Here is a 23,242-nt window from a genome sequence, read left to right on the forward strand (position 1 = left end):
AAACTAACCCAGTTTCTCCAGTAAGCTGGGTTTTTTCCTGATGGAATATTTTATAACTCAATCCATCTCTAGTGCCAGGATTATTTTACTATGGTGATGATATCAGGTTTACATTTCTTTGTTTTTCTTCACTTTACCTGTTTTATTTTGTTACTGTTTTTGTGTAGTAATCAACAGACAAAATACAACTTTTAGGGTATTGTTTAATAAAAGCTGAATCTTTTATGTATAGATAAATAATCAACAAAATAATCGGTTGATTTATCAATAGAATAACTTTACCAAAGGATTTACCCTATGGAAATCAACAAATTATGGAAGCAATCTGTTACGACGATCGCACTATTAACAGTGGCTATATTGGGTACGATCGCTTTAACCTCTGATGCTTGTACAAAAACTACTCGTGTCAGCCAACGTTCTCATAGATTAGTCAGAAAAACTACACTCAAAAAAACTACCGTTAGGAAAATTGCAAATCGCCCACGATCACCACAAGCAACAGTTAAAACCACTTGTGCCAAAGTAGTTGCCGAAAATAAGAGTAATGAAAATGTTGTTTATAAACTGAACGTTCGTTCTCGCATTTATGGCCCAGTTGTTGAGCAATTGGATGATGACACTACTGTAACAGTTATTAGGCGTTTTCCTAATGGTTGGGTGCAAATTTCTAGCCCAGTTCAAGGTTATGTTTTCGGTGAATTCTTAAAAGGTTGTCAATAGTTTTTGTAATGTGTTTCCCCAGTCTAATATTCATTATTCAGACCTAAGAACCTGTGATAAGCTGTCACGCATTTAAATCACTTATTAAGATTGCAGGGGAGCAGGGGGGCAGGGGGGCAGGGGAGAGAATTAGACGAATTTTCTTCTGTTTCCAAACAATCCAATTTAAATGCGGAACAGCTTATCACGTTTGTTTGATTACCCATAATGTAGAGACGTTTCATGAAACGTCTCTACATTATGGGTAATCAACTGGACGATAACATTACCAGTCAGCAGATTGAGCAGCTGCTAAAGCGATTCCCGCAACAATAATTTTGTGTTCTTGTACTTGAATCCGATCGTGGAGAGTTTCTGGGGTATCATCGGGGAGGACGGGAACGGCAGCTTGAATTAAAATTGGCCCACTATCGACTTCAGGAACAGCGATGTGAACTGTGCAACCTGTAATTTGTACACCAGCGGCTAAGGCTTGTTCTACGCCACCTAAACCTTTAAAGCTGGGTAACAAGCTGGGATGAATATTAATTACTCGTTTGGCAAAAGCATCTAAAAGTGTTGGTGTAACGACGCGCATCCAACCTACCATGACCACCCATTCTACTTGATGGTGGCGGAGTGTTTCGACAATTTGTGTGTCGCAGTCTTTACGACTTTTAAAATTACGATGATTGATGAGGACTGCGGGAACTTGCCAGTGTTCTGCCTTTGCTGCTACTTTAGCTTCAGGATTGTTGTAGATTACGACTTGGATTTGAGCGTTTAGCTGTTTGTCTGCGATCGCTCGAGCAATAGCTTCAAAATTTGTGCCACTCCCAGAAGCCATGATACCTAATTTTAGGGGTTCACCTTGAATAAAAAGGCTACTTGGAATCGACGGTGAAATTAAGCTAGGAGTAAAATCAGTTGAGGTATTGTTGAGATTCATAGCAAAAAGGGAGGAAACTTTGCGGCTAAAAATATATGGTAAATCCTGGCTAGACGATGATGCGATCGCTGCATGGATTTTTTTAACTCCAGCACTCATATTACTTGGTGTATTCATTTTATGGCCGATCGTCTATCTGTTTTATCTCAGTTTTACAGCGGGAAATTTTACAACAGCGGGTGTGCGTTGGGTAGGTGCGAGAAATTATTTGCGCTTGATTCTCACTTCTGATTTTTGGCAAATCATTGGTAATACTATTTACTTTACTGTAGCTACCGTGATTCCTAGCTTAATTCTTCCTTTAGGTTTAGCAGTGTTGTTGAATCGATCGATCGCATTAAAAGGACTATTACGAACAGCTTATTTTATTCCTTCAATTACTAGTTTAGTCGCAGCTGGTTTAGGATTTCGTTGGTTATTTCAAAATGATGGGCCAATTAATAGTTTATTAAATAATTTTGGTATTAGTCCAATTCCTTGGTTAAGCAGCACTATTTGGGCAATGCCTGTAATAATTCTCTTAAGTATTTGGAAACAATTAGGATTTAATTTAGTAGTATTTTTAGCTGGACTACAAGCCATTCCTCTCAATCTTTATGAAGCGGCGGAGTTAGATGGCGCTAATGAATGGCAACAATTTTGGCATATTACTTTACCAGGATTAAGACCTACTTTAGTATTTGCTACTGTGAGTACAGCAATTTTTACCTTAAGAAGTTTTGAACAAGTTTATGTAGTTACAGGTGGTGGGCCTTTAAATTCCACTAATTTGTTAGTTTACTATATTTATGAGCAAGCCTTTGGTCAGTTTGATTTTGGTTATGCCGCAGCTGCGGCTACAGTTTTGTTAGCAGTAACATTGGTTTTGGTGTATCTGCAATTACGAGTTTGGGGCGAGGAATAGTGGGCAGAGGTGCAAAAAGTTATGAGTTTTAAGTTTTAAGTTTTGAATTAATAACTTAAAACTCAAAACTCATAACTCGCCCTTGTCCCCAGTCCCCAATCACTTCTTCTGAGTGTAACTCCACAGGGTATTTGCTAATAATAATGCAACAGTCATGGGGCCAATGCCTCCGGGGACGGGGGTGATGTAACTGGCTACGGTTTTGACGGCATCAAAGTTGACATCTCCGACTAGTCGGGATTTACCTGCTTCGTCGGTGACTTTGTTGATGCCTACGTCTATTACAATGGCTTCAGGTTTGACCATATCGGCTGTAATTAGGTCTTTGCGTCCAGCAGCGGCGACTAGAATATCGGCATCGCGGGTAATTTCGCCTAAGCTTTGACTGCGGGAATGGGCGATCGTCACTGTGGCATCGGCAGCTAGTAACATTAAAGCCAGTGGTTTACCGACTAAAATACTGCGTCCGACAACTACCGCTTTTTGACCTCTGAGCGGAATCTGATATTCTTCGAGCAAACGCATGACTCCTGCTGGAGTGCAACTGCGTAAACCGGGTTCGCCTCTCACTAAGCGTCCTAAGTTAACTGGGTGTAGTCCGTCTGCGTCTTTATCGGGGTCTATTTGATGCAGCAAAGAGACGGAATCTAATCCATCGGGGAGGGGTAGCTGGACTAAAATGCCATCTACGCGATCGTCCTTGTTGAGTTCGTCAATTACTTGTTTGAGTTCTTCCTGGGTGGTTTCTGTAGGAAAATGTTTCCCGAAAGAGGCAATGCCAACTTTTTCGCAAGCGCGTTCTTTATTGCGGACGTAGGCTGCACTAGCTGGATTATCGCCTACCATGAGTACTGCTAACCCTGGCGATCGACCTATTTTCGGTGTTAATTCCTCTACTTGCTGTTTTAGCTCGGCTTGAATTTTTTGGGCTAAAGCTTTACCGTCTAATATTTTTGCTTCCATAGTTAATAAATTGATAATCTGGAGCCGTTGGATCTACTAGTGTCGCAAATACTGGTTAGTTTGATGGAGAATTTTAGAGTTATTTTTGATTTTTCCCGGTTGCGATCTACTGCTGAAATTAATGGTAGGTAGTAAGTAATGGGATTTTTACTAGTTGCTACCTATTACCAGACTCAATCGTATATCTATCAACTTGAGTTACTATCTAGGGGGATAATCTAGTGGACTGGCGATCGCTTTAGGAAACTGGGATGAAACAAGAGTTAATTCAAATATTACAACTTAGCACAACTATCCTCTTAATAGGCGGATTGTTCAGCTGTACCCAAGTTGACAGATCGGGAATTGGTTTTTTATCTAGCGATATTCCTGTAAGCAACGTTAGTGAAGTAAAACAGCAAAGCCAAATTAATTCTACTGTTTACTTAAAAGGTAATGTGGTTAAGTTAATTCCTTTTTTGGGAAAACGAGCTTATGAATTAAAAGACGATACTGGCAGTATTACTGTAGTTACAAAAGAGCCTTTTCCGCAACAAAAGCAAGAAATTACCATTCGCGGCAAGGTTGTATATAAAAGTGTGGTTGCGGGTGGTCAAGAATTTGGTGAGTTTTATATAGAGGAGCAAAAGAGACTTTGAATACTAAAGTTGTTCATGTAGCAGTAGCAATTCTTTACCGGGATGGCAAATTTTTGATGCAATTACGAGACAACATTCCGACTATTGTTTATCCCGGTTATTGGGCTTTTTTCGGCGGACATTTGGAACCAAATGAACCTCCAGAAATAGCAGTGAAGCGAGAATTAAAAGAAGAAATTGGTTATGTTCCTCCGGTTTTATATCATTTCCGTGATTACGAAGATCCTAATGTAGTAGTGCGTCATGTTTTTCATGGGGAGTTAACCGTTGAATTAAAGGATTTAGTGTTAGGTGAAGGTTGGGATATGGGGTTGTTAAGTGTTGATGATATTCGCCGGGGTAATTGTTATTCGGAAGTTGCGGGGGAGGTGCGTCCGTTGGGCGATCGACACCAGCGAATTCTGTTAGATTTTGTAGAAGCACAGACTAAAATTTAACTCGCTATTGGGGGTGGTTAATGCTGAAACATACAATTATGAATTATGCAGCTGGCAGTTGCAAAAAATTCGATCGGGGATGCTACCATCAAAAAAGTAGGCGATTTCTATGCTAACAAAGGTTATCAGGTAGAGTTTTTGACTGCTGACGAACAGTTGAAAGCACAGCAACCACCACCGAAAACTCAAAAGAAAAGGAGAAGTGCAATTTGAGAAATACACAAGTTTAAATCTTGATACAATAGAAAATCTTCCTTATCTTCTCTGTGCGGTTCAAAACAAGCAAAAATTTGAAAACTATAGTAAATTTATAGAAAGGTTAATTTATTGGCGATGACTTACTCCGCATCTACCCCAAATCCTAAAAAAAATAAAGTTCAAGAAGATGACATTCCCAATGCTGATTATCGAGTAATCGATCGCGAAAAACTCAGCAAAATGTATCAGCATTATGTAGAAGTAAAAGATAAATATCCTCACTCTTTATTATTGTATCGTGTTGGAGATTTCTTTGAAACTTTTTTCCAAGATGCGATCGCCATTGCTAGAGAATTAGATTTAGTTTTAACTAGCAAACATGGGGGCGAAGTTGGTAGAGTACCGATGACAGGTGTACCTCACCATGCTTGGGAACGTTACACAACTCAACTAGTAGAAAAAGGCTATGCGGTTGTCATTTGCGATCAAGTAGAAGATGCTGCGGAAGCTGTAGGTTTAGTTAAGCGAGAAGTGACGCGAGTTCTTACGCCGGGAACTTTGTTAGAAGAGGGAATGTTAAAAGGGCGGCGCAATAATTATTTAGCAGCAGTTGTTATTGCTAATACGCACTGGGGTTTAGCTTATGCAGATATTTCTACAGGTGAATTCTTAACTATTCAATCGAGTAATTTAGAGCATTTATCTCAGGAATTAATGCGTTTACAACCTGCGGAAGTGCTGATTCCAACTAATGCACCCGATTTAGGTAGTTTACTACGTCCGGGAGAGAAATCTGAACATTTACCCGATGTATTACCGCCAAATTTTTGTTATGCTTTACGTCCGCAAATTCCCTTTACTTTGGGTGAAGCGAAACAGCGACTTTTGCAGAAGTTTAAAGTACGATCGCTAGAAGGTTTAGGTTGCGAACATCTCCCTTTAGCGGTGCGTGCTGCTGGTGGTTTATTACAATATTTGGAAGATACCCAAAAAAATAATCAAGTTCCCCTGCAACCTTTACGCACTTATACTTTAACAGATTTCTTAATTCTCGATCATCAAAGTCGCCGCAATTTGGAAATTACCCAAACTGTTAGAGATGGGAGTTTTCATGGTTCTTTATTGTGGGCGATCGATAAAACTTGCACTACAATGGGCGGACGTTCTTTGCGTCGTTGGTTATTGCAACCATTATTAGATCTTAAAGGAATTAGAGCTAGACAAGATACAATTCAAGAATTAGTAGAAAATGTTTCTTTGCGCCATGAATTACGCCAATTATTACGGCAAATCTACGATTTAGAAAGATTGACAGGACGTGCAGGTTCAGGAACAGCAAGCGCCAGAGATTTAGTTGCTTTAGCTGACTCTTTAAAGCGCTTACCAGAGTTAGCCAAATTAGTAGAAAATGCCCGTTCTCCCTATTTAAGAACTCTACAAAAAGTTCCGCCAATTCTAGAACAATTAGCCCAAAGATTGCATAATCATTTAGTTGAATCTCCGCCAATTCATATTACCGAAGGTGGGTTAATTCGTCCTGAAATAAATGCTCAATTAGATGCCATGCGCCAAGAGGCGGAAGACGATCGACAATGGTTGGCGAATTTAGAAGCAACCGAAAGAACTCGAACTGGAATTTCTAATTTAAAAGTAGGTTATACCAAATCTTTTGGTTATTATATCAGCATTTCTCGCGCTAAAGCTGACCAAGTTCCTGATAATTATATTCGGAAACAAACTCTCACTAATGAGGAGAGATATATTACACCGGAATTGAAGGAAAGAGAGAATCGAATTCTCACGGCGCGAGAAGATTTAAACCGTTTGGAATATGAGATTTTTGTTAGTTTGAGGGCGGAAGTTGCCCAAGAAGCTGAGTTAATTCGCAATATTTCTCGTGCTGTTGCTGCTGCTGATGTTTTAGGGGGTTTAGCAGAGATAGCAGTAGCTCAAGATTATTGTCGTCCAAATATGATTGAAGGGCGAGAAATTAATATTATTGATGGGCGACATCCGGTGGTTGAACAGTCTTTGCCTTCTGGTTTTTTTGTGCCAAATTCTACTAAGTTAGGATGCACAAATGACGAAGAACAAATGACCAATAACAGCCCAGATTTAGTTATTTTAACAGGGCCAAATGCGAGTGGCAAGAGTTGTTATTTAAGGCAGGTGGGTTTAATTCAGTTAATAGCCCAAATTGGGAGCTTTGTACCAGCTAAGGCGGCGACTTTGGGGATTTGCGATCGCATTTTCACCCGTGTCGGCGCAGTAGATGATTTAGCGACAGGTCAATCTACTTTTATGGTAGAAATGAACGAAACAGCGAATATTTTAAATCATGCTACTGCAAAATCGTTGGTTTTATTAGATGAAATTGGGCGAGGTACAGCAACTTTTGATGGACTTTCTATTGCTTGGGCGGTAGCAGAATATTTAGCAACAGAAATTAGAGCAAGAACAATTTTTGCGACTCACTATCATGAATTAAACGAATTAGCTTCTATGTTACCAAACGTGGCAAATTATCAAGTAACGGTGAAAGAGTTCCCCGATAAAATTGTCTTTTTACATCAAGTACAACCGGGCGGCGCAGATAAATCTTATGGCATAGAAGCGGGACGTTTAGCAGGTTTACCTCCTGTAGTAATTCAACGCGCAAAACAAGTAATGGGACAAATAGAAAAGCATAGTAAAATTGCTGTGGGTTTAAGGGAAGGTGTACAAAATCAACGCAGTTCTACTAAAAAGAAATCGACTAAGAAAAATCTAGAAATTCCTTTCGCAGATGAGGAACCAATTAATGTTCAAGAAAGTTCTGAATTTTGATTGTTTTGTATCGTTATACCAATTCTCTGTAAAATTGCGCTTAATCATTAGCCCCTCCCTGTAGACGGGGAGGGGTTGGTAAGTGCATCTTCATAGAGAATTGGTATTACTAAGAACTTTCGATCGCCTCCTCTCCCAATCGCCTCAAAATTTGCAACACAAGATAAAGTTCATTACTTGGATTGAGCAACGAAAAAAGCCTAGAGTTTGCATATTCCGCAGTCGGTTGACGAGTCGCTTTCAAAAACAAAAACTCATTCCCATTCGTAATCATACCGAACGTTGGTTGAGCCATCTCTGGGTTGCTCAACATATAAGCCAGTGCTTGAGGAATTGCCCTTGTCACCGCAAAATCACTTCGCTTCGACTCAATAACCAACAGCCACAAGCGATTTTTCAACACTAGCACATCAATCCGCCCCCGAATCACTTTGCCTTCATCTTCTAACTCCACATCAACACTAGTTTCTGTCTCAATCCGAAACGGTTTGTGATAAAAATTCGCTAAATCTAGTAACGGAGCCAGCACTACCATTTTGACGCTGTTTTCTAGCATTGGTGGATCTTCCATCAATTCCGTAAAATTGGCTTTCACCCGATCTAACAAATGCTGTTCTACCTCACTCAAATTCAAAGGTAGATTATCAGTAGACCACTGCGAGAAAAAGTTTTGATTTTGAGCCAGATGTAACCCAAATGCCTGTTTGAGTTCGCGAAGTGTTACCTCATTAGCCGGAATTGATTGCAGCATTTAACCTTATTTACCTATACTTAATTCTCAAGTTGCTGACTATTTTAGGCGAGGTTGACAATGTTCTTTGCCAGCGATTAAAACATTGCCATTTTCGTCGCAAATGCCAGCTTTACCTACTCCATGCACCATAATTTTACCCCGACAAATTGTTCTACTATAATGTTCGTGATGATGACCATGAAACATTTTATTTGCGCCAAGTGCTAAAGCTAAATCGTCTAATTCTTTAAATCCGAAACGATGGGAAGATGGCGCTTCATGGGTTACTAAAATATCTGCTTGTTGTTTCCAAAGTGCGACATATTCTTGCCAAAAAATAGTTACGTGGTGTTTGCGGGGTATGCTATCGCGCCAGCGTTGTCCTCTACCGCAAGTACGGAGTAAATCTTGGCGAGTGGGAAATCTGGGTTTTGCGGGAGGTCGCCAAATTTTCTCGCGAAAAACTCCGCCTAATCCTGCTATTCTTTTGCCATCAATTTCTACTACTCTGCCATGTAAGTTCCGATCGCCCAACTTAGACCCAAACAAGTTATCATACCAACTATCTTGATCGCCGTCATGATTACCGGGGATAAACCAAACTTCGGTTTTATCTATTATTTCGGCAAGTTCTTCATCAAGCGATCGATCTAAATCACAATCACCTAACAACACTACAGCTTGTGGAGAGTAAGCTTTTACACCCCGAATAATTGGTTGAAAATCACCGTGAGGATCTCCCGCAAATAAAATCATTTCCCCAAGGAACAGGCAACAGTGAAGTACTATGATTAACAGACAGAAGGCAGTAATTATTTTGGTAGTTGCTATAAATACAAAAGAGCAAATAATTAAAAGAAATCTGCCATCCAAGGTACAGAACTAGCAAAAATTTCTGTGGCAGTGGCAAGAACTCGATCGCAAGCTTCTAAAAAACCACTAAATTGTAGTTGGTGGGGTGTATAAAGTCCCGTGTAAAGAGGTGAGAGTCCACTTATGTTTAACCGTAACTCGCCTTTACCTCCCTTCGTTACTTCCCCACTTCCACCAGACACCCTGAGAATAAAATTGCCATTATTATTGGTCAATAAATCATCTTGAACCATTAAGTGTAACTCAGCTTCTACCCCTACTGGATAACCACGTTCTGAGAGTGCTTTTACTACATCAATTATCCGTAGCATCCAGATACTTGAATTTTTTACCTTGGCTGTTTGTTCGGGCAAAAATAATAGTAGTGGATGAATAATTGAACCACGCCACATAGCTGTTTCAATTTGAGAACGATGATCGGCGACAAATGTCCACAAACATCTCGCTGCTGATGTGCTCAAAGCTACCCAATCTAAAATTATTAATTGGGATTCTTTGGAGTTTTGACGGAAAATAATATAACCTTCTGGTTGGCTTTGCGAACCCACCAAGTAAGCATAAATTACTTCCTGTTCTCGTGGCTGGATAATTCCTAACCAAATTGCTTGGTTCCGATCGAGATTGCCATTTATTTTAATGGCTGATTGACAATAAATGTCAGAAAAAATTTGGTAATCGATCGGATTTACAGGTTGGATGGGAAGAGTGCGATCGCTCAATCCTATACTATTAGTCGGAACCTCCAGCCGACAAAAATAGCCTCCCTGTTCGTAACCGACTTTGCGATACAATCTTTGCGTCGCCGGATAAAGTGCTGAAATCGGTACTTCCCTTTCGTGGAGTTCCTGAAGCGTCTGCGACAGCAACTCAAAAGCAACCCCCGTTCCCCGCTGTTCTGGCGGTACTCCCACTGCTGCTAGTCCCGCCATTGGGACACTTTTACCCCCAAACCATTGTCCCATCTGGTATATACCCAAACCCCCAACTATTTTTTCCCCTTCCCGAATCACCCGAAAGTTGTCTAAACCTATGCGATCGAAATATCTCTGAGTGTCAGTAAAAGCAAAACATTGACCAAGAATAGCTGCTAATTGTTTCGCTTCTTCTTGAGAAAGTAAACCAAATTCTCGATGAAGTTTCATACAATCTCATCCTTAGAAATGCAAAGAAATTTAAACAATTAAAGTGTAAATTTTATGCTTTGCAACAATCAATCAGAAAAAACGTTAAAGTTCATTACAGAATTTACTGATAGCAAAACTGTCGTGATACCTTCGTTCATGTTGACTTACCGAACTAAGAGAGTTGAGATTAAAGCATGGAGAATACTTTGAACTTGCAATCACTTCCAGCCCGCCACAATACAGTTCGTGAAGATTTTAGCGAGTACGTAGCTCATCTCCAACTTCACATGGCTTTACAAGCACGTAACTTAGTCCCAACTTTGACTCAAGCCGTAGACAGCCGAGAACAGCTTTTACATCAAACTCAAGCTGAGTTGGAAAAAATGATTTCCCGGCAGCTACGCTAATTAATAAAGATTAGGTTTTTCTAAGTAGTATTACGGACAAGGTGCGATCGCCCTAAAACAACATTCGGTTACTACCCAAATCAGAGAAGTCGCTACCTAACTTTACTAGACGATCGAAAAAACTTCACATATTTTTTACACACAGCACTGAAGAAAGCACTATAATAAGAAGTGTGAGACAGGGGGCTGTAATGGTTTCGACAGGTCGGCGAACGCTGTCTCGTGATACAGGTCGAGAGTGAGTCTTCTCTCGCTAATACCGGGCTCAAAAAAAAGTAAAGGCGAAAAACAACATCGTTCCTTTTGCTCGCACAGCAGTAGCTGTTGCATAATAACCTCTAATTTAGGTTACGAGCATCTGTAAACCGACTCCGTTAAGGAATACAGAAACAACCCCAACGGATGCGCTAGTAAGTTGTCTCTGGTAGATTTACTAGCAAAGAACTCACCAGAGCATCCCATTGTCCGGGATAATGGACGATTCCCGCCTTGAGGATCAGATAGGCTAAACCTGTGAAGGAGCGGGAGGTAAATACCCGGTTTGGACAGCCGTTCAATTCGGCTCAGCTCCATTTTATACCGAAAGCGCTATACCGAAACTATATGACCACCCATTATTGGGTGGTCTAATTTTTTTATAGAAAGGCAAAGCTAAAAATTACAATGCTGGTATTTACAGAGAAAGCTTAACGCAGCTCTACCATTGAGTAATCTGAATCACCTTTATCGCCTCTTCAGAATTTGAGCTATCCGGTAATTTTTCCAGATTGGCAAGGGTGGCAAGGGCATCATCCCTCGCCAGTACGCACACACTAAACTCAGACGTACCGAACCAACAGAGCAGTTTATCTTCTATACCATGCTCTTTGGCTAGAGACAGTATCTCTGGAAACAGTTCTTTTTCTAATTGTCCCCAATCTTCGATCGCTTTAGCAAGAGCCTCAAAGCGAATCATCCCCCATCCGTTTGGATATTCAGTTCCCAGATTCAAACGAGCAACTTCAGCTTTTAATCCTTCGATTAAGCTGGTCATAGTCTTTTCCGGCCTTGACATTTTCATATCTTTAGTAAACTTGTTGTCATACTGCTACAATAGCACATATTATATTTAATATGTTAGTATTGTACTATAAGCTAAGAGATAGTAAGGAGATAAAATGTGATAGTAGCTTTGGAGAATAGTGCTGTGGGCGGAAAGCGCAAACTGGAGATAGTTGCAACCTACATTTCTAAAAAACAGAAGCAAGCCCTCGAAGAATGGGCAAAGGAAGAAGAACGCTCTGTATCCTACATTCTTGCCAAGCTTGTGGATAAAGCCTTAGAAAAACGTGCCGCCAAGAAAAATCAAGAGGAGGAGTAATGTTTCCCTTTAGCATTTATCTGGAATTTGGATGCTCAAATTTCCTTGAGAATCTGTACTTTTCAACAGTAAATCAAGCAAAATCTAGCTCTTTTTTGAAATAGTGGTAAATTCAACGATGCAAATAATTAGCCCGAAAATTAAACTTATTACTGTTAAACCAAACAGTATCAAATTAGTAATCAAAGCCTCTCCGAAAGATATCGATATCCTGTTATCGGATTGTAAGTCAGGAAAACTAACTAAGATAAATGATTTTCTAGTTCAGAATATCCAAATATCACCGGAAAGCATCACAGATGAAGAAAGCAGCAACCAAAAATTGCAGTTATTAGAAGAAATCCGCACTAAGCAAGTTATGAGGCGAAATTTGCGCGGCGTTGACTTGCGCGATGCTAATTTGAGTTCTGTTTATTTAGTCCATGCCAATTTAATGGCAGCAGATTTAAGTGATTGCGACCTGAGTAACGCTAACCTAAGTAATACCAACCTAAGAGGTGCTTACTTGAGCGGTGCTAACCTGAGTAATACTAACTTAAATGGTGCCGACCTGAGTAATTGCGATCTTAGTGGTGCTAACCTGAGTTTTGCCAACCTGAGTGATGCTGACTTGAATAATTGTGATTTCAGCGGTGCGTACCTGAGTGGTGCCAACCTGAGTAATTGTGATTTGAGTGATTGCGATTTTAGTGGTGCTGACCTGAGTGGTGGAAACCTGAGAAGTGCTAATCTTAGAGATGCCAATCTGACTTTGAGCAATATGAGTGTTGCTATCCTGAGTCGTGCCAACTTCAAAGGTGCTAATCTCAGAGGTGCCAACCTTAGAGATTCTGACCTCAGAAATAGTAACCTGAATCATACCAATCTTAGAGGTGCTGACCTCAGAGGCGCTAACTTGAATCGTGCTAACCTCAAAGGTGCCAATCTCAGAGGTAGTTATCTGAGTGATGCCGATTTGAGTACTGCCAAGCTGTGTCGTGCTGATTTATGTCATGCTGACTTAAGTAATGCCAACTTGAGTGGTAGTAATCTAAGTGGTGCCAATTTGAGTGGTGCTAACTTGATGGGTACTTGTGTTGAAAATGCGCTATTTAGTAATAACCAGGGAGTTTCATTATTAATGAAGCAAGAGTTAATTAAAGCAGGGGCATTTTTTGAGGAGTTTTCAGGCGATCGATCCTAGCAACAGTTTCTTGTAGCATTTAAACTATGTCCCAAGAAACTGTTAAGATATCCCAGTTTCAGGCAGAACTAAGGTAAAAATAACCTTAATGAGACTCAAGAGGTTCTGCTTAAGATGCAGCCAATTCGGACATTTAACGTTACACCTTCCTTACCGCCGCGCTTAGAACCCCTGCGGCAGTTAGCTTATAACTTACATTGGGATTGGAACGTTGATACTAAAGATTTATTTCGTCGTTTAGACCGAGATTTGTGGGAATCTAGCCGCCACAATCCAGTTTTAATGCTTGGGACAATCTCCCAAAGTCGATTGCAAGAAGTTGCAGAAGATGAAGGTTTTATTGCCCAAATGGAAAGGGCGGCTCAACAATTAGAAGATTACCACCATCGATTAACTTGGTATCACAAAAACCGTAAGTTAAGTACAGGGTCAAAAGTAGCAAGTAGCGGAGAAGACTCAGAAGCTTTACCTCATAGATATGACTCATTATCCACTAACCAAACAGAATGTTACGCTTATTTTTCGATGGAATTTGGGTTAACAGATTGCTTACCCATTTATTCCGGTGGTTTAGGCGTTTTAGCCGGAGATCATTTAAAATCTGCTAGTGATTTAGGATTACCTTTAGTTGGTGTCGGTTTACTTTATCAAGAAGGTTATTTTAGCCAATTTCTTAATGCTGATGGTTGGCAAACTGAGCATTACCCAATTAATGATTTTTACAATATGCCTTTGCATCTGGAACGCCATCCAGATGGTTCAGAAATTATCATTGAAGTAGATTATCCTGGGCGAAAAGTTTATGCGCGAATTTGGCGGGTGCAAGTAGGAACTGTACCTTTGTATTTGCTCGATACAAACATTGATGCCAACGCTAGTAAGTACGACCACGATATTACTGACAGATTATATGGCGGTGATGTTGATATGCGGATTCACCAAGAAATGATGTTAGGAATTGGTGGGGTGCGTGCTTTAACTGCTTTGGGATTAAAACCAACAGCTTTCCATAAGAATGAAGGTCACTCTGCCTTTTTGTCTTTAGAACGTATCCGGGTTTTAATTCAAGAACAAGGCTTAAATTTTGCTCAAGCAAAACAGGTAGTTGCTGCGAGTAGTATTTTTACTACGCATACTCCTGTACCAGCAGGAATTGACCTGTTCCCTCCTGATAAAATCCTTTATTACTTGGGTTATTACGGTGAGATATTCGGTTTACAAAAGGAAGAATTTTTGGCTTTAGGGCGGGAAAATACTGGTGATTTGAGTGCGCCATTTAGTATGGCAATTTTGGCAATAAAAATGGCATCTTTTGTGAATGGGGTTGCCAAATTGCATGGTGTAGTTTCACGGGAAATGTTTAAAGGTTTATGGCCTAGTTTACCTGTGGATGAAGTACCAATTACATCAATTACTAATGGTGTTCATGCCCGTAGTTGTGTTTCTCCGGTCATGCAGGGTTTGTACGATCGCTATTTAGGTCCACGTTGGGAAAGGGCATCTAGCAGCGATCCTTTGTGGGAGAAAGTAACCGCAATACCGGATGAAGAATTATGGCGATATCATGAACGTTGTCGCGCCGAATTAATCGTATTTACCAGGGAAAGATTAGTCAAAAAATTCCGGGAAAGGAGTGCTTCAGTAGACCAAATTTCCCAAGCAGCAGAAGTTCTCGATCCGAGTGTTTTAACTATTGGGTTTGCTCGTAGATTTGCTACTTATAAACGGGCAACTTTATGGATGCGAGATATAGAACGCATCAAGCGAATTATGTTGGGAAATAAGTCGCGGAGAGTGCAATTTGTTATTGCTGGAAAAGCACACCCTCAAGATATTCCTGGTAAAGAGTTAATTAAAGCAATTAACCATGTAATTGGGGAAGAAAATTTGAGTCGGAATGTGGTGTTTATTCCCGATTACGATTTAAATGTTGCCCGACACATGATTGCGGGGTGCGATGTGTGGTTAAATACTCCGAGAAGACCGAGAGAAGCTTCTGGTACAAGTGGAATGAAAGCTTCGATGAACGGTCTTTTAAACCTTAGTGTTTTGGACGGTTGGTGGGATGAAGCTGATTATGTCCGCACTGGTTGGCCTATTGGTCATGGGGAAGATTATGACGATCCAAATTATCAAGATGAAGTGGAAGCAAATGCACTTTATGATTGCATTGAAAAAGAGGTAGTACCGTTATTTTATAATCGTGATGCTGAAGGTACTCCGCGCAGTTGGGTAAGCAAAATGAAAGATGCAATTCGCATTAATTGTCCTTATTTTAATACGGCAAGAATGGTGCGAGAATATGCTTCTAGGGCTTATTTCCCAGCTTGCGATCGCTACTTTACCATGACTTCGGAAAACTACAAACCTGCTAAAGAGTTAGCTGAGTGGAAAAACACAATGTTTGACCAGTGGTACAACATGAAAATTGAAAGCGTTGATGTTTCAGAAGGAGAACAGATTCAAATCAACCAAACAGTCCATGTTAAAGCCAGAATTAATTTAGCAGGAATTAGTTCCGATCATGTGCGCGTAGAACTCTACACTGGACTGTTAAACGCAAGCGGAGATATTGTCAACGGAATGCCCACAGAAATGGATTACCAAGGTGCTGATTCTCATGGAATTAGCATCTATACTGGCAACATTACCTACACTTCTAGTGGTTTGCAAGGAATGTCTTTGCGAGTTTTACCTAAGCATGAATATCTTAGCAATCCTTATAATTTGGGATTGATTCTTTGGGCACAATAAACCCTACCCCCAACCCCCTCCCCGTGTACGGGGAGGGGGCTAAAATTGTGGTTCAAAAAAACATCATCAAGTTAATTTTAAGGGATTATGTAGAGAATTAGGAATTACAATATATCCTGTAGAATTATCACCTAAAACTAAATTGCGATCGGTTCCCCAATACCACCAATAAGCACTAACATAAGCACAAATTAAACTATCAAGTTGGTCTTCTACACTTTTCATTGCTAAACCTGTGAGGGGAATTTCTGGTAATTCAGGTAATTTAAGATTTGGTTGTAGAGTTGGTAAGGAATTTAAAATATAATAGCGTAGTTTTATTAATTCGCTGCGGCGATCGGCTAATTTACCTTTTTTATATTTCAAAATCCGTTCTAACCCGAATAAATTAACAATTGCCGGATGAGGAAATACTTCTATTTGATATCTCCCTAATTTTTGAGGTTCTATTGTTGCAGCGTGGGCAAAACCTTTAGCTTCTAAACTTAAACCGAATTCGACAGTTTTTTGGGCAAAAGGTCGCCCTAAATTCGCCGGATAGCAAGCGGCATGATAGCGATGAAATAATTTATGTGTGAGTGTATCTGGGAGGCGCATTCCTGTGGCATTGGGAATCAAAGTTGGCGCATCTACAGCAATAATTGCGGGTGTTGGTACGGGTGCGAAAGTGTCCACCCATGAGAGAATATCAACAATAGATTCGCGGCGATCTAAATCGAGTAATTGCAGTTGATTATTTTGCCAATTTAAACAGCACAAACCACTTGCACCAGTTCTCCAACCAAGGTCTATTCCGAGAAAGTTCATAATTAAAAAAAATTTTATAATGATATATCTGGGAGAATAACTCAAAATGCAGAATCATAAAACAAGAGAAGGAAATTCTTGGAATTTGAGGTACTTTTTCTGAAAAGCGATCGCCCAAAAACACATCTCATTCAATTATTCAACATTTTCGGGATTATCATAAGGTAAAAAATCAGGATTCAGAACGTCTTCTACAGTAAAGGGAGACTCTGGGGGAAATATCTTAATAGATAACCCTGTTTCACCTGCGGCTAGTTCCCTAGCATCTTGATAAGATTCATTAAAAATCTCTTCAAAAAACCGATATAAACTGGGACTGATTTTGAAGGCATCTCGGATGCGTTTACGATGTTCTATAATGGTGTACATCCAACTGTTTGTTCGTTTTTCTTGCTGATATTTATACTTGAGTAAGTGCATAAGAAGTACTCTTAAATTACCTTTTAAAGCATTTTTCTCACTTTTTACCATACTTTCCAGTTCCTCTAGGAGATTTTCTAAATCTATTTCGGCAAATTTTCCCTCCTTTAATAAGTTTATATTTGCTTGTAACCACAAACAAAGATCCTGCTCATAAAGGGATTTTATTGCAATTGTCATTGATTGATTAGTTGTCATTTTATTTAACTCCCTTTCTCTTCTCTACATAAGTCTAACAAGAAACCAATTTTTTAGAAGGGAAACTCTTTGAAAATATTCCATCGCCCATTAGTATGAATCAACAAAGTTAACTGATTGGCAACAAATTCTGATTGAAAAGGTTTATCTTGAAATTCAGGCCAAGCGGCTTTAAAATTTTGTTTAGTTAAGTCTTTAAAAGCGACTGTCATGTGAGGGGCAAAGGGTCTTCCCTGAGATCTTTCGTCTACAATACCCAAGGTTATCTTTAGGTGATTAGTCAAGTCTGCTTGAAAATTCAAGAGTTCGGGCGTTTTTAAGACGTTAACAAAGATGACTCTGGGCGCAAAGGCGGCAAATCCTGATAAAGTAATGGGTACTTGGGATCGATCGCTCACAAACTGACTTAAACACTCTTCTAAAACTCCGACAGATTCCCGATTCCACTCAAAGGGCGGTTGTAGGGTAATATGGGGAGGGGATTTTTGAGCGTGACTGCTGGCGTAGCGATCGCTAAAGTACTGTTTAATTTGATTGACTTCATCCTGAATACTTACAGGTGGCAGTAAAGCAATAAAAAACAAACTTCTAGAACTCATCATTAGTTTAATAACCAACTCTTACATTTACTAACATTAATATGCCTTGGTTTGTCAAAATAGAAGAAGGAATTGTGGATAAAGTTACCTTTGACCAATATGTACCTGCACATAAAGCTTACGTCCAAGATTTAATCGCTAAAGGACATCAAGCGAAAAGTGGGTACTGGGGAGAACTCGGTGGCGGAATGTTACTTTTCCAAGCAGCTTCAATGGATGAAGCAAAAGTAATAGTCGCCCAAGATCCTTTAGTGCAGAACGGTTGTGTTAAATACAAACTTCATCAATGGTGTGTTGTAGTAGAGTGAATGGGGACTGGGGATTGGGAATAAGCTGTCACGCATTTAAATCACTTATTAAGATTGCAGGGGAGCAGGGGGGCAGGGGGGCAGGGGAGAGAATTAGACGAATTTTCTTCTGTTTCCAAACAATCCAATTTAAATGCGGAACAGCTTAAAGAAAAGGAAAGGTACAATATCGGTAGTTTTCATTAAGATGTATTTGCGGGTGATAACGGAAAATTTTATTAATAAAAGGAGCTACTGTGCAACCTACTGATGCTACTAAATTTACCGATAAAGCTTGGGAAGCGATCGTCAAATCTCAAGAAGTAGCGCGACGCTTTCAAAATCAATATCTAGAAGTAGAACATTTAGCACTTGCGCTTTTGGAACAAGAAGGACTAACTCAGCGCATTCTCAACCGTGCAGGTGTCGAACCTACCCGCCTGTTTCAACAGTTAGAATCTTATACAAAAGTTCAGCCAAAACTTCCCAGAGTAGACCAATTATATCTGGGTAAAAGTTTAGATGTCATGCTCGATCGCGCTGAGTCAGCTAGAGAAAATTGGCAAGATACTTTTATTTCTGTCGAACATTTACTCCTAGCTTTTACCGAAGATGAAAGAGTTGGTCGCAGATTGATGAAAGCTTATGATGTAGATGGGAAAAAGTTAGAAGCAACAATTAAAACAATTCGCGGAAATCAAAAGGTTACAGATCAAAATCCCGAAAATCGTTATGAAGCTTTGGAAAAGTATGGACGGGATTTAACCGAACAGGCAAAAGCAGGCAAACTTGACCCGGTAATTGGGCGAGATGATGAAATTCGTCGCGTGGTTCAAGTGTTATCTAGAAGGTCAAAAAATAACCCGGTTTTGATTGGCGAACCTGGGGTAGGAAAAACTGCGATCGCCGAAGGTTTAGCCCAAAGAATTGTCAATGGTGATGTTCCTGAATCTTTGAAAAATCGCCGCTTAATTTCTTTAGATATGGGCAGTTTAGTGGCGGGGGCAAAATATCGCGGAGAATTTGAAGATAGACTGCGGGCGGTACTGAAAGAAGTTACTAATTCTGAGGGGCAAATAGTCCTATTTATTGATGAATTACACACCGTTGTTGGGGCGGGTGCAAATAGTCAAGGTTCGATGGATGCGGGGAATTTACTTAAACCAATGTTAGCAAGGGGAGAGTTGCGTTGTATTGGCGCGACTACTTTGGATGAGTACCGCAAATACATTGAAAAAGATGCAGCTTTAGAACGAAGATTTCAGCAAGTTTATGTTAATCAACCAACTGTAGAAGATACAATTTCGATTTTGCGGGGGTTGAAAGAACGTTACGAAGTGCATCACGGAGTTAAGATTACTGACTCGGCATTAGTAGCTGCGGCGACGCTTTCTCAGCGTTATATTACGGATAGATTTTTGCCGGATAAGGCGATCGATCTAGTAGATGAAGCTGCTGCTAAATTGAAAATGGAAATTACTTCTAAACCGGAAGAGTTGGAAGCGATCGATCGTCGCGTTATGCAATTAGAAATGGAAAAACTTTCCTTAGAAGGAGAAGAAAATTTTGTTTCCCAAGAACGCTTGCGGCGCATCGAAGATGAAATTTTGGAATTAAAAACTGAACAAGAAAAACTCTCTTCCCAATGGCAAGGAGAAAAGCAACTTTTAGAAGCAATTAATGCCATGAAGGAAGAAGAAGAACATCTGCGGGTGCAAATTGAACAAGCAGAAAGGGCTTATGATTTGAACAAAGCAGCGCAGTTAAAATACGGAAAATTGGAAGGTTTGCAACGGGAAAGAGAAGCAAAAGAAACGGAACTTTTGCAAGTCCAAGCTGAAGGTGCTACCCTTTTAAGGGAACAAGTTACCGAATCAGATATTGCCGAAATTGTCGGAAAATGGACGGGAATTCCCATTAATAGATTATTGGAATCGGAACGGCAAAAATTACTGCAATTAGAATCACAATTGCACCAAAAAGTTATCGGACAACAGGAAGCAGTATCATCAGTTGCAGCAGCAATTCGTCGCGCTAGGGCGGGAATGAAAGACCCCGGAAGACCAATTGGTTCTTTTTTATTCATGGGGCCAACGGGTGTAGGAAAAACCGAATTAGCCCGTGCTTTAGCGCAATTTCTGTTTGATGCAGAAGACGCTTTAGTAAGAATTGATATGTCTGAATACATGGAAAAACACGCCGTTTCTCGGTTAATTGGTGCGCCTCCTGGATATGTGGGATATGAAGAAGGCGGACAACTTTCGGAAGCAATTCGGAGGCGACCATATTCAGTTGTATTATTAGATGAAGTGGAAAAAGCACATCCCGATGTTTTCAATATTTTGCTGCAAGTTTTAGATGATGGCAGGATTACTGATTCCCAGGGAAGAACGGTCGATTTTCGTAATACTGTAATTGTAATGACTAGTAATATTGGAGGCGATCGCATTCTCGATTTTAGCGGCGATGATTCCCGTTACGAAGAAATGCGAAAACAAGTCATGGACGCATTAAGAAAACATTTCCGCCCCGAATTCTTAAATCGCGTTGATGATATTATCTTATTCCATACCTTAAGTCGTCATGAATTACGAGAAATAGTTGGAATTCAATTAAAACGAATTCACTACTTATTAGCTGACCAAAAAATCAACATTGAACTAACAGCAAAAGCCCAAGATCATTTAGCAGAAGCAGGTTACGATCCAGTTTATGGCGCACGTCCTTTAAAACGGGCGATTCAGCGACAATTAGAAAATCCCTTGGCTACATTGTTGTTAGAAAATAAGTTTGTTGCTGGTGACACGATTGTAGTTGATTGTGAGGATAATAGCCTGACTTTTAGTAAGAAAGAAACTCTCATAGTGCAACCGCAAACAATGATAAGTTGACAAAGTACCTGATGTTAAGGATATTTCGTTAGTATAGAAAGCGCGATCGACTTATGCCAGACTTCACCCTAGCTATCCCAACCTATAATGGCGAACATCGTTTACCAGAAGTGCTGGAGAAACTGCGAGAGTGCGCTGCACACGCTTCGCGATCGCAACTTCTCCCCCAAAACTTTTCTTGGGAAATCTTAGTAGTTGATAATAACAGCAAAGATAACACCGCAAAAGTAGTAAAAGAATATCAGCAAAACTGGTCAGAAAATTACCCATTAAAATATTGCCAAGAACAGCAACAAGGCGCAGGATTTGCCCGTCAAAGAGCAATTAAAGAAGCCAAAAGTGAGTTAATTGGTTTTCTTGATGATGACAATTTACCCGCCCAAAATTGGATAGCTGCTGCATATACTTTCAGTCAAGAACACCCGAAAGCAGGTGCTTTTGGCAGTCAAATTCATCCGCTTTACGAAGTGGAACCGCCCGAAAATTTTCAGAAACTTGCCCCATTTTTAGCAATTACAGAACGGGGGGAAAAACCAATTTTATATCACCCTTCCAGTAAGTTATTGCCACCCTCAGCCGGATTAGTAGTCCGCAAACAAGCTTGGTTAGAAAACGTGCCCAATAAACTTATTTTAACAGGTAGAGCTAATGGGAAAATGCTCACTAGTGAAGATTTAGAAGTTTTGTCACATATTCAACAATCAAGCTGGGAAATTTGGTACAATCCAGCTATGGAAATTTACCATAAAATTCCCCATTGGCGACTAGAAAGGAGTTATTTAATTTCCTTAATTCGGGGCATCGGTTTGAGTCGTCATGTAACCAGAATGATCGGTGTAAAACCTTGGCAAAAACCCTTGGTAATTCCTGCTTATATGGCTAACGATCTGCGTAAAATAATTTTACATATCTTGAAACATGGTAATAAAGTTAATACAGACCTAATCGCTGCTTGTGAAATGCAGTTATATTTAAGTAGTTTAATTAGTCCATTTTTTATTTACAAAAAAATCTATTTTGGTAGTGAGTAATATGGTTGATATCACAGTTGCAATACCTACTTATAATGGTGAAAAACGCTTGCCTCAAGTGTTGGAGAGGTTGCGATCGCAAACCAACACCGAAAAAATTAATTGGGAAATCTTAATAGTAGATAACAACAGCAAAGACAACACCGCAAAAATTATTCAAGATTATCAATCAAACTGGCATAATCATATCCCACTTAGATATTGTTTTGAAAGTGAACAAGGAGCAGCTTTTGCCAGATTGTTAGCAGTTCGAGAAGCCAAAGGAGAATTAATTGGATTTCTGGATGATGATAACCTACCTGCTGAAGATTGGGTCATTCAAGCATACAACTTTGCTAAAAATCATCCCAAAGCTGGAGCTTTCAGCGGTCAAATTCACGGTGAATTTGAAGTAAAACCGCCAGAAAATTTTGAAAGAATTCAAGCTTTTTTAGCAATTAGAGAACATGGTTCAATACCACATTTATTCGATCCAGATAATCTCAGACTTCCTCCCGCAGCTTCATTAGTAGTTCGCAAAAAAGCTTGGTGTGAAAATGTTCCCAGTCGTCCTAAATTAAGCGGTAAACTTCCGGGTGTCATGGTACAAGGAGATGACTATGAACCATTGTTATATATGCACAAAGCAGGTTGGGAAATTTGGTATCATCCTGACCTTCATACATATCATCAAATCCCCCATTGGCGGCTAGAAAAAGATTACTTACTTTCAATTTCTCGTGGTTGCGGTTTAGCAACTTGCCAACTAAGAATGATTAATGCTGAACCTTGGCAAAAACCCGTTTTGATAGCTAGAACTTTACTGGGAAATGCACGCAGAGTTCTATTGCATTACATCAAATACCAAGGACAATTAAACACAGATTTAATTGCTGCTTGTGAAATGGAATTTTACTGGGGTAGCTTAATCAGTCCTTTCTTAGTATTTAAAAAATCAGCAACAAAACTAAAAAGCTAA

23 protein-coding genes and 1 other RNA gene are annotated in these 23,242 nt (G+C 39.9%); 15 read left to right on the plus strand and 9 right to left on the minus strand.

Features of this window, described 5'->3' with window-relative positions; genetic code table 11:
- Positions 1 to 297 precede the first annotated feature (297 nt).
- Positions 298 to 723, plus strand: a complete 426-nt coding sequence (locus ACE1CA_RS26055; RefSeq protein ID WP_413276067.1) for an SH3 domain-containing protein — start codon at positions 298 to 300, stop codon at positions 721 to 723.
- 265 nt (positions 724 to 988) lie between these two features.
- Here ACE1CA_RS26055 and purN read toward each other — a convergent pair whose 3' ends face one another.
- A complete protein-coding gene (gene purN / locus ACE1CA_RS26060) occupies positions 989 to 1,651 on the minus strand; it encodes a phosphoribosylglycinamide formyltransferase (protein ID WP_413276068.1) in 663 nt (220 codons plus the stop codon).
- A 19-nt stretch (positions 1,652 to 1,670) separates the two neighbouring features.
- Between purN and ACE1CA_RS26065 the strand changes: the two genes are divergently transcribed.
- The gene (locus ACE1CA_RS26065) at positions 1,671 to 2,555 is read left to right on the plus strand and encodes a carbohydrate ABC transporter permease (RefSeq protein ID WP_413276069.1); all 885 of its coding nucleotides are present in this window, start codon (positions 1,671 to 1,673) and stop codon (positions 2,553 to 2,555) included.
- 99 nt (positions 2,556 to 2,654) lie between these two features.
- Here ACE1CA_RS26065 and folD read toward each other — a convergent pair whose 3' ends face one another.
- A complete protein-coding gene (gene folD / locus ACE1CA_RS26070) occupies positions 2,655 to 3,518 on the minus strand; it encodes a bifunctional methylenetetrahydrofolate dehydrogenase/methenyltetrahydrofolate cyclohydrolase FolD (RefSeq protein WP_413276070.1) in 864 nt (287 codons plus the stop codon).
- Between the two features lie 251 nt (positions 3,519 to 3,769).
- On the opposite strand from folD, the gene ACE1CA_RS26075 reads away from it, so the two are divergent.
- From ACE1CA_RS26075 to mutS, 4 genes are all read left to right on the plus strand, one after another.
- Positions 3,770 to 4,156, plus strand: coding sequence for a hypothetical protein (locus ACE1CA_RS26075; protein WP_413276071.1), 387 nt, complete (start codon positions 3,770 to 3,772; stop codon positions 4,154 to 4,156).
- Positions 4,153 to 4,593: an NUDIX hydrolase gene (locus tag ACE1CA_RS26080; RefSeq protein WP_413276072.1), complete on the plus strand. Its 441-nt coding sequence runs from the start codon at positions 4,153 to 4,155 to the stop codon at positions 4,591 to 4,593. The genes ACE1CA_RS26075 and ACE1CA_RS26080 overlap by 4 nt, the downstream gene beginning before the upstream one ends.
- 45 nt (positions 4,594 to 4,638) lie before the next feature.
- Positions 4,639 to 4,806: a hypothetical protein gene (locus ACE1CA_RS26085; protein WP_413276073.1), complete on the plus strand. Its 168-nt coding sequence runs from the start codon at positions 4,639 to 4,641 to the stop codon at positions 4,804 to 4,806.
- A 120-nt stretch (positions 4,807 to 4,926) separates the two neighbouring features.
- The gene (mutS, locus tag ACE1CA_RS26090; RefSeq protein WP_413276074.1) at positions 4,927 to 7,617 is read left to right on the plus strand and encodes a DNA mismatch repair protein MutS; all 2,691 of its coding nucleotides are present in this window, start codon (positions 4,927 to 4,929) and stop codon (positions 7,615 to 7,617) included.
- A gap of 109 nt (positions 7,618 to 7,726) precedes the next feature.
- Here mutS and ACE1CA_RS26095 read toward each other — a convergent pair whose 3' ends face one another.
- The 3 genes from ACE1CA_RS26095 to ACE1CA_RS26105 form a co-directional block, all read right to left on the minus strand.
- A complete protein-coding gene (locus tag ACE1CA_RS26095; protein WP_413276075.1) occupies positions 7,727 to 8,368 on the minus strand; it encodes a type I restriction endonuclease in 642 nt (213 codons plus the stop codon).
- Between the two features lie 39 nt (positions 8,369 to 8,407).
- The gene (locus ACE1CA_RS26100; protein WP_413276076.1) at positions 8,408 to 9,106 is read right to left on the minus strand and encodes a metallophosphoesterase family protein; all 699 of its coding nucleotides are present in this window, start codon (positions 9,104 to 9,106) and stop codon (positions 8,408 to 8,410) included.
- A 95-nt stretch (positions 9,107 to 9,201) separates the two neighbouring features.
- On the minus strand, positions 9,202 to 10,365 hold the full coding sequence (locus tag ACE1CA_RS26105) for a GNAT family N-acetyltransferase (protein ID WP_486517543.1): 1,164 nt from the start codon (positions 10,363 to 10,365) through the stop codon (positions 9,202 to 9,204).
- Between the two features lie 176 nt (positions 10,366 to 10,541).
- Between ACE1CA_RS26105 and ACE1CA_RS26110 the strand changes: the two genes are divergently transcribed.
- Both ACE1CA_RS26110 and ssrA read left to right on the plus strand, forming a co-directional pair.
- Positions 10,542 to 10,754, plus strand: coding sequence for a hypothetical protein (locus ACE1CA_RS26110; RefSeq protein ID WP_413279956.1), 213 nt, complete (start codon positions 10,542 to 10,544; stop codon positions 10,752 to 10,754).
- Positions 10,755 to 10,936: 182 nt separating this feature from the next.
- Positions 10,937 to 11,329: a transfer-messenger RNA gene (gene ssrA, locus ACE1CA_RS26115) on the plus strand.
- Between the two features lie 122 nt (positions 11,330 to 11,451).
- Here ssrA and ACE1CA_RS26120 read toward each other — a convergent pair.
- Positions 11,452 to 11,787 carry a hypothetical protein gene (locus ACE1CA_RS26120; protein ID WP_413279957.1) on the minus strand — a complete coding sequence of 112 codons (336 nt, stop codon included), beginning with the start codon at positions 11,785 to 11,787 and terminating at the stop codon, positions 11,452 to 11,454.
- Between the two features lie 126 nt (positions 11,788 to 11,913).
- Between ACE1CA_RS26120 and ACE1CA_RS26125 the strand changes: the two genes are divergently transcribed.
- From ACE1CA_RS26125 to glgP, 3 genes are all read left to right on the plus strand, one after another.
- Positions 11,914 to 12,114, plus strand: coding sequence for a ribbon-helix-helix domain-containing protein (locus ACE1CA_RS26125; RefSeq protein ID WP_413279958.1), 201 nt, complete (start codon positions 11,914 to 11,916; stop codon positions 12,112 to 12,114).
- 118 nt (positions 12,115 to 12,232) lie between these two features.
- Entirely contained in the window at positions 12,233 to 13,297 is a 1,065-nt protein-coding gene (locus ACE1CA_RS26130) for a pentapeptide repeat-containing protein (RefSeq protein ID WP_413279959.1), read from the plus strand.
- A gap of 114 nt (positions 13,298 to 13,411) precedes the next feature.
- Positions 13,412 to 16,051 carry an alpha-glucan family phosphorylase gene (glgP, locus tag ACE1CA_RS26135; protein ID WP_413279960.1) on the plus strand — a complete coding sequence of 880 codons (2,640 nt, stop codon included), beginning with the start codon at positions 13,412 to 13,414 and terminating at the stop codon, positions 16,049 to 16,051.
- 66 nt (positions 16,052 to 16,117) lie between these two features.
- Here the strand turns inward: glgP and ACE1CA_RS26140 are convergent, their stop codons facing one another.
- From ACE1CA_RS26140 to ACE1CA_RS26150, 3 genes are all read right to left on the minus strand, one after another.
- Positions 16,118 to 16,858 carry a DUF429 domain-containing protein gene (locus ACE1CA_RS26140; RefSeq protein WP_413279961.1) on the minus strand — a complete coding sequence of 247 codons (741 nt, stop codon included), beginning with the start codon at positions 16,856 to 16,858 and terminating at the stop codon, positions 16,118 to 16,120.
- A gap of 135 nt (positions 16,859 to 16,993) precedes the next feature.
- Positions 16,994 to 17,476, minus strand: a complete 483-nt coding sequence (locus ACE1CA_RS26145; protein WP_413279962.1) for a DUF29 domain-containing protein — start codon at positions 17,474 to 17,476, stop codon at positions 16,994 to 16,996.
- A gap of 53 nt (positions 17,477 to 17,529) precedes the next feature.
- Positions 17,530 to 18,078: a 2'-5' RNA ligase family protein gene (locus ACE1CA_RS26150; RefSeq protein WP_413279963.1), complete on the minus strand. Its 549-nt coding sequence runs from the start codon at positions 18,076 to 18,078 to the stop codon at positions 17,530 to 17,532.
- A 38-nt stretch (positions 18,079 to 18,116) separates the two neighbouring features.
- On the opposite strand from ACE1CA_RS26150, the gene ACE1CA_RS26155 reads away from it, so the two are divergent.
- From ACE1CA_RS26155 to hpsE (ACE1CA_RS26170), 4 genes are all read left to right on the plus strand, one after another.
- Positions 18,117 to 18,383: a YciI family protein gene (locus ACE1CA_RS26155; RefSeq protein ID WP_413279964.1), complete on the plus strand. Its 267-nt coding sequence runs from the start codon at positions 18,117 to 18,119 to the stop codon at positions 18,381 to 18,383.
- A 236-nt stretch (positions 18,384 to 18,619) separates the two neighbouring features.
- Positions 18,620 to 21,253 (plus strand): ATP-dependent chaperone ClpB, encoded by a 2,634-nt coding sequence (gene clpB / locus ACE1CA_RS26160; protein WP_413279965.1) that lies wholly within the window; start codon positions 18,620 to 18,622, stop codon positions 21,251 to 21,253.
- Positions 21,254 to 21,306: 53 nt separating this feature from the next.
- Complete coding sequence (hpsE, locus tag ACE1CA_RS26165; RefSeq protein WP_413279966.1) at positions 21,307 to 22,284, plus strand: hormogonium polysaccharide biosynthesis glycosyltransferase HpsE; 978 nt, start codon at positions 21,307 to 21,309, stop codon at positions 22,282 to 22,284.
- A gap of 1 nt (position 22,285) precedes the next feature.
- Positions 22,286 to 23,242: a hormogonium polysaccharide biosynthesis glycosyltransferase HpsE gene (gene hpsE / locus ACE1CA_RS26170; protein ID WP_413279967.1), complete on the plus strand. Its 957-nt coding sequence runs from the start codon at positions 22,286 to 22,288 to the stop codon at positions 23,240 to 23,242.

The sequence above is a fragment of the Floridaenema evergladense BLCC-F167 genome, from assembly GCF_041929205.2.
Lineage (GTDB): Bacteria > Cyanobacteriota > Cyanobacteriia > Cyanobacteriales > Aerosakkonemataceae > Floridanema > Floridanema evergladense.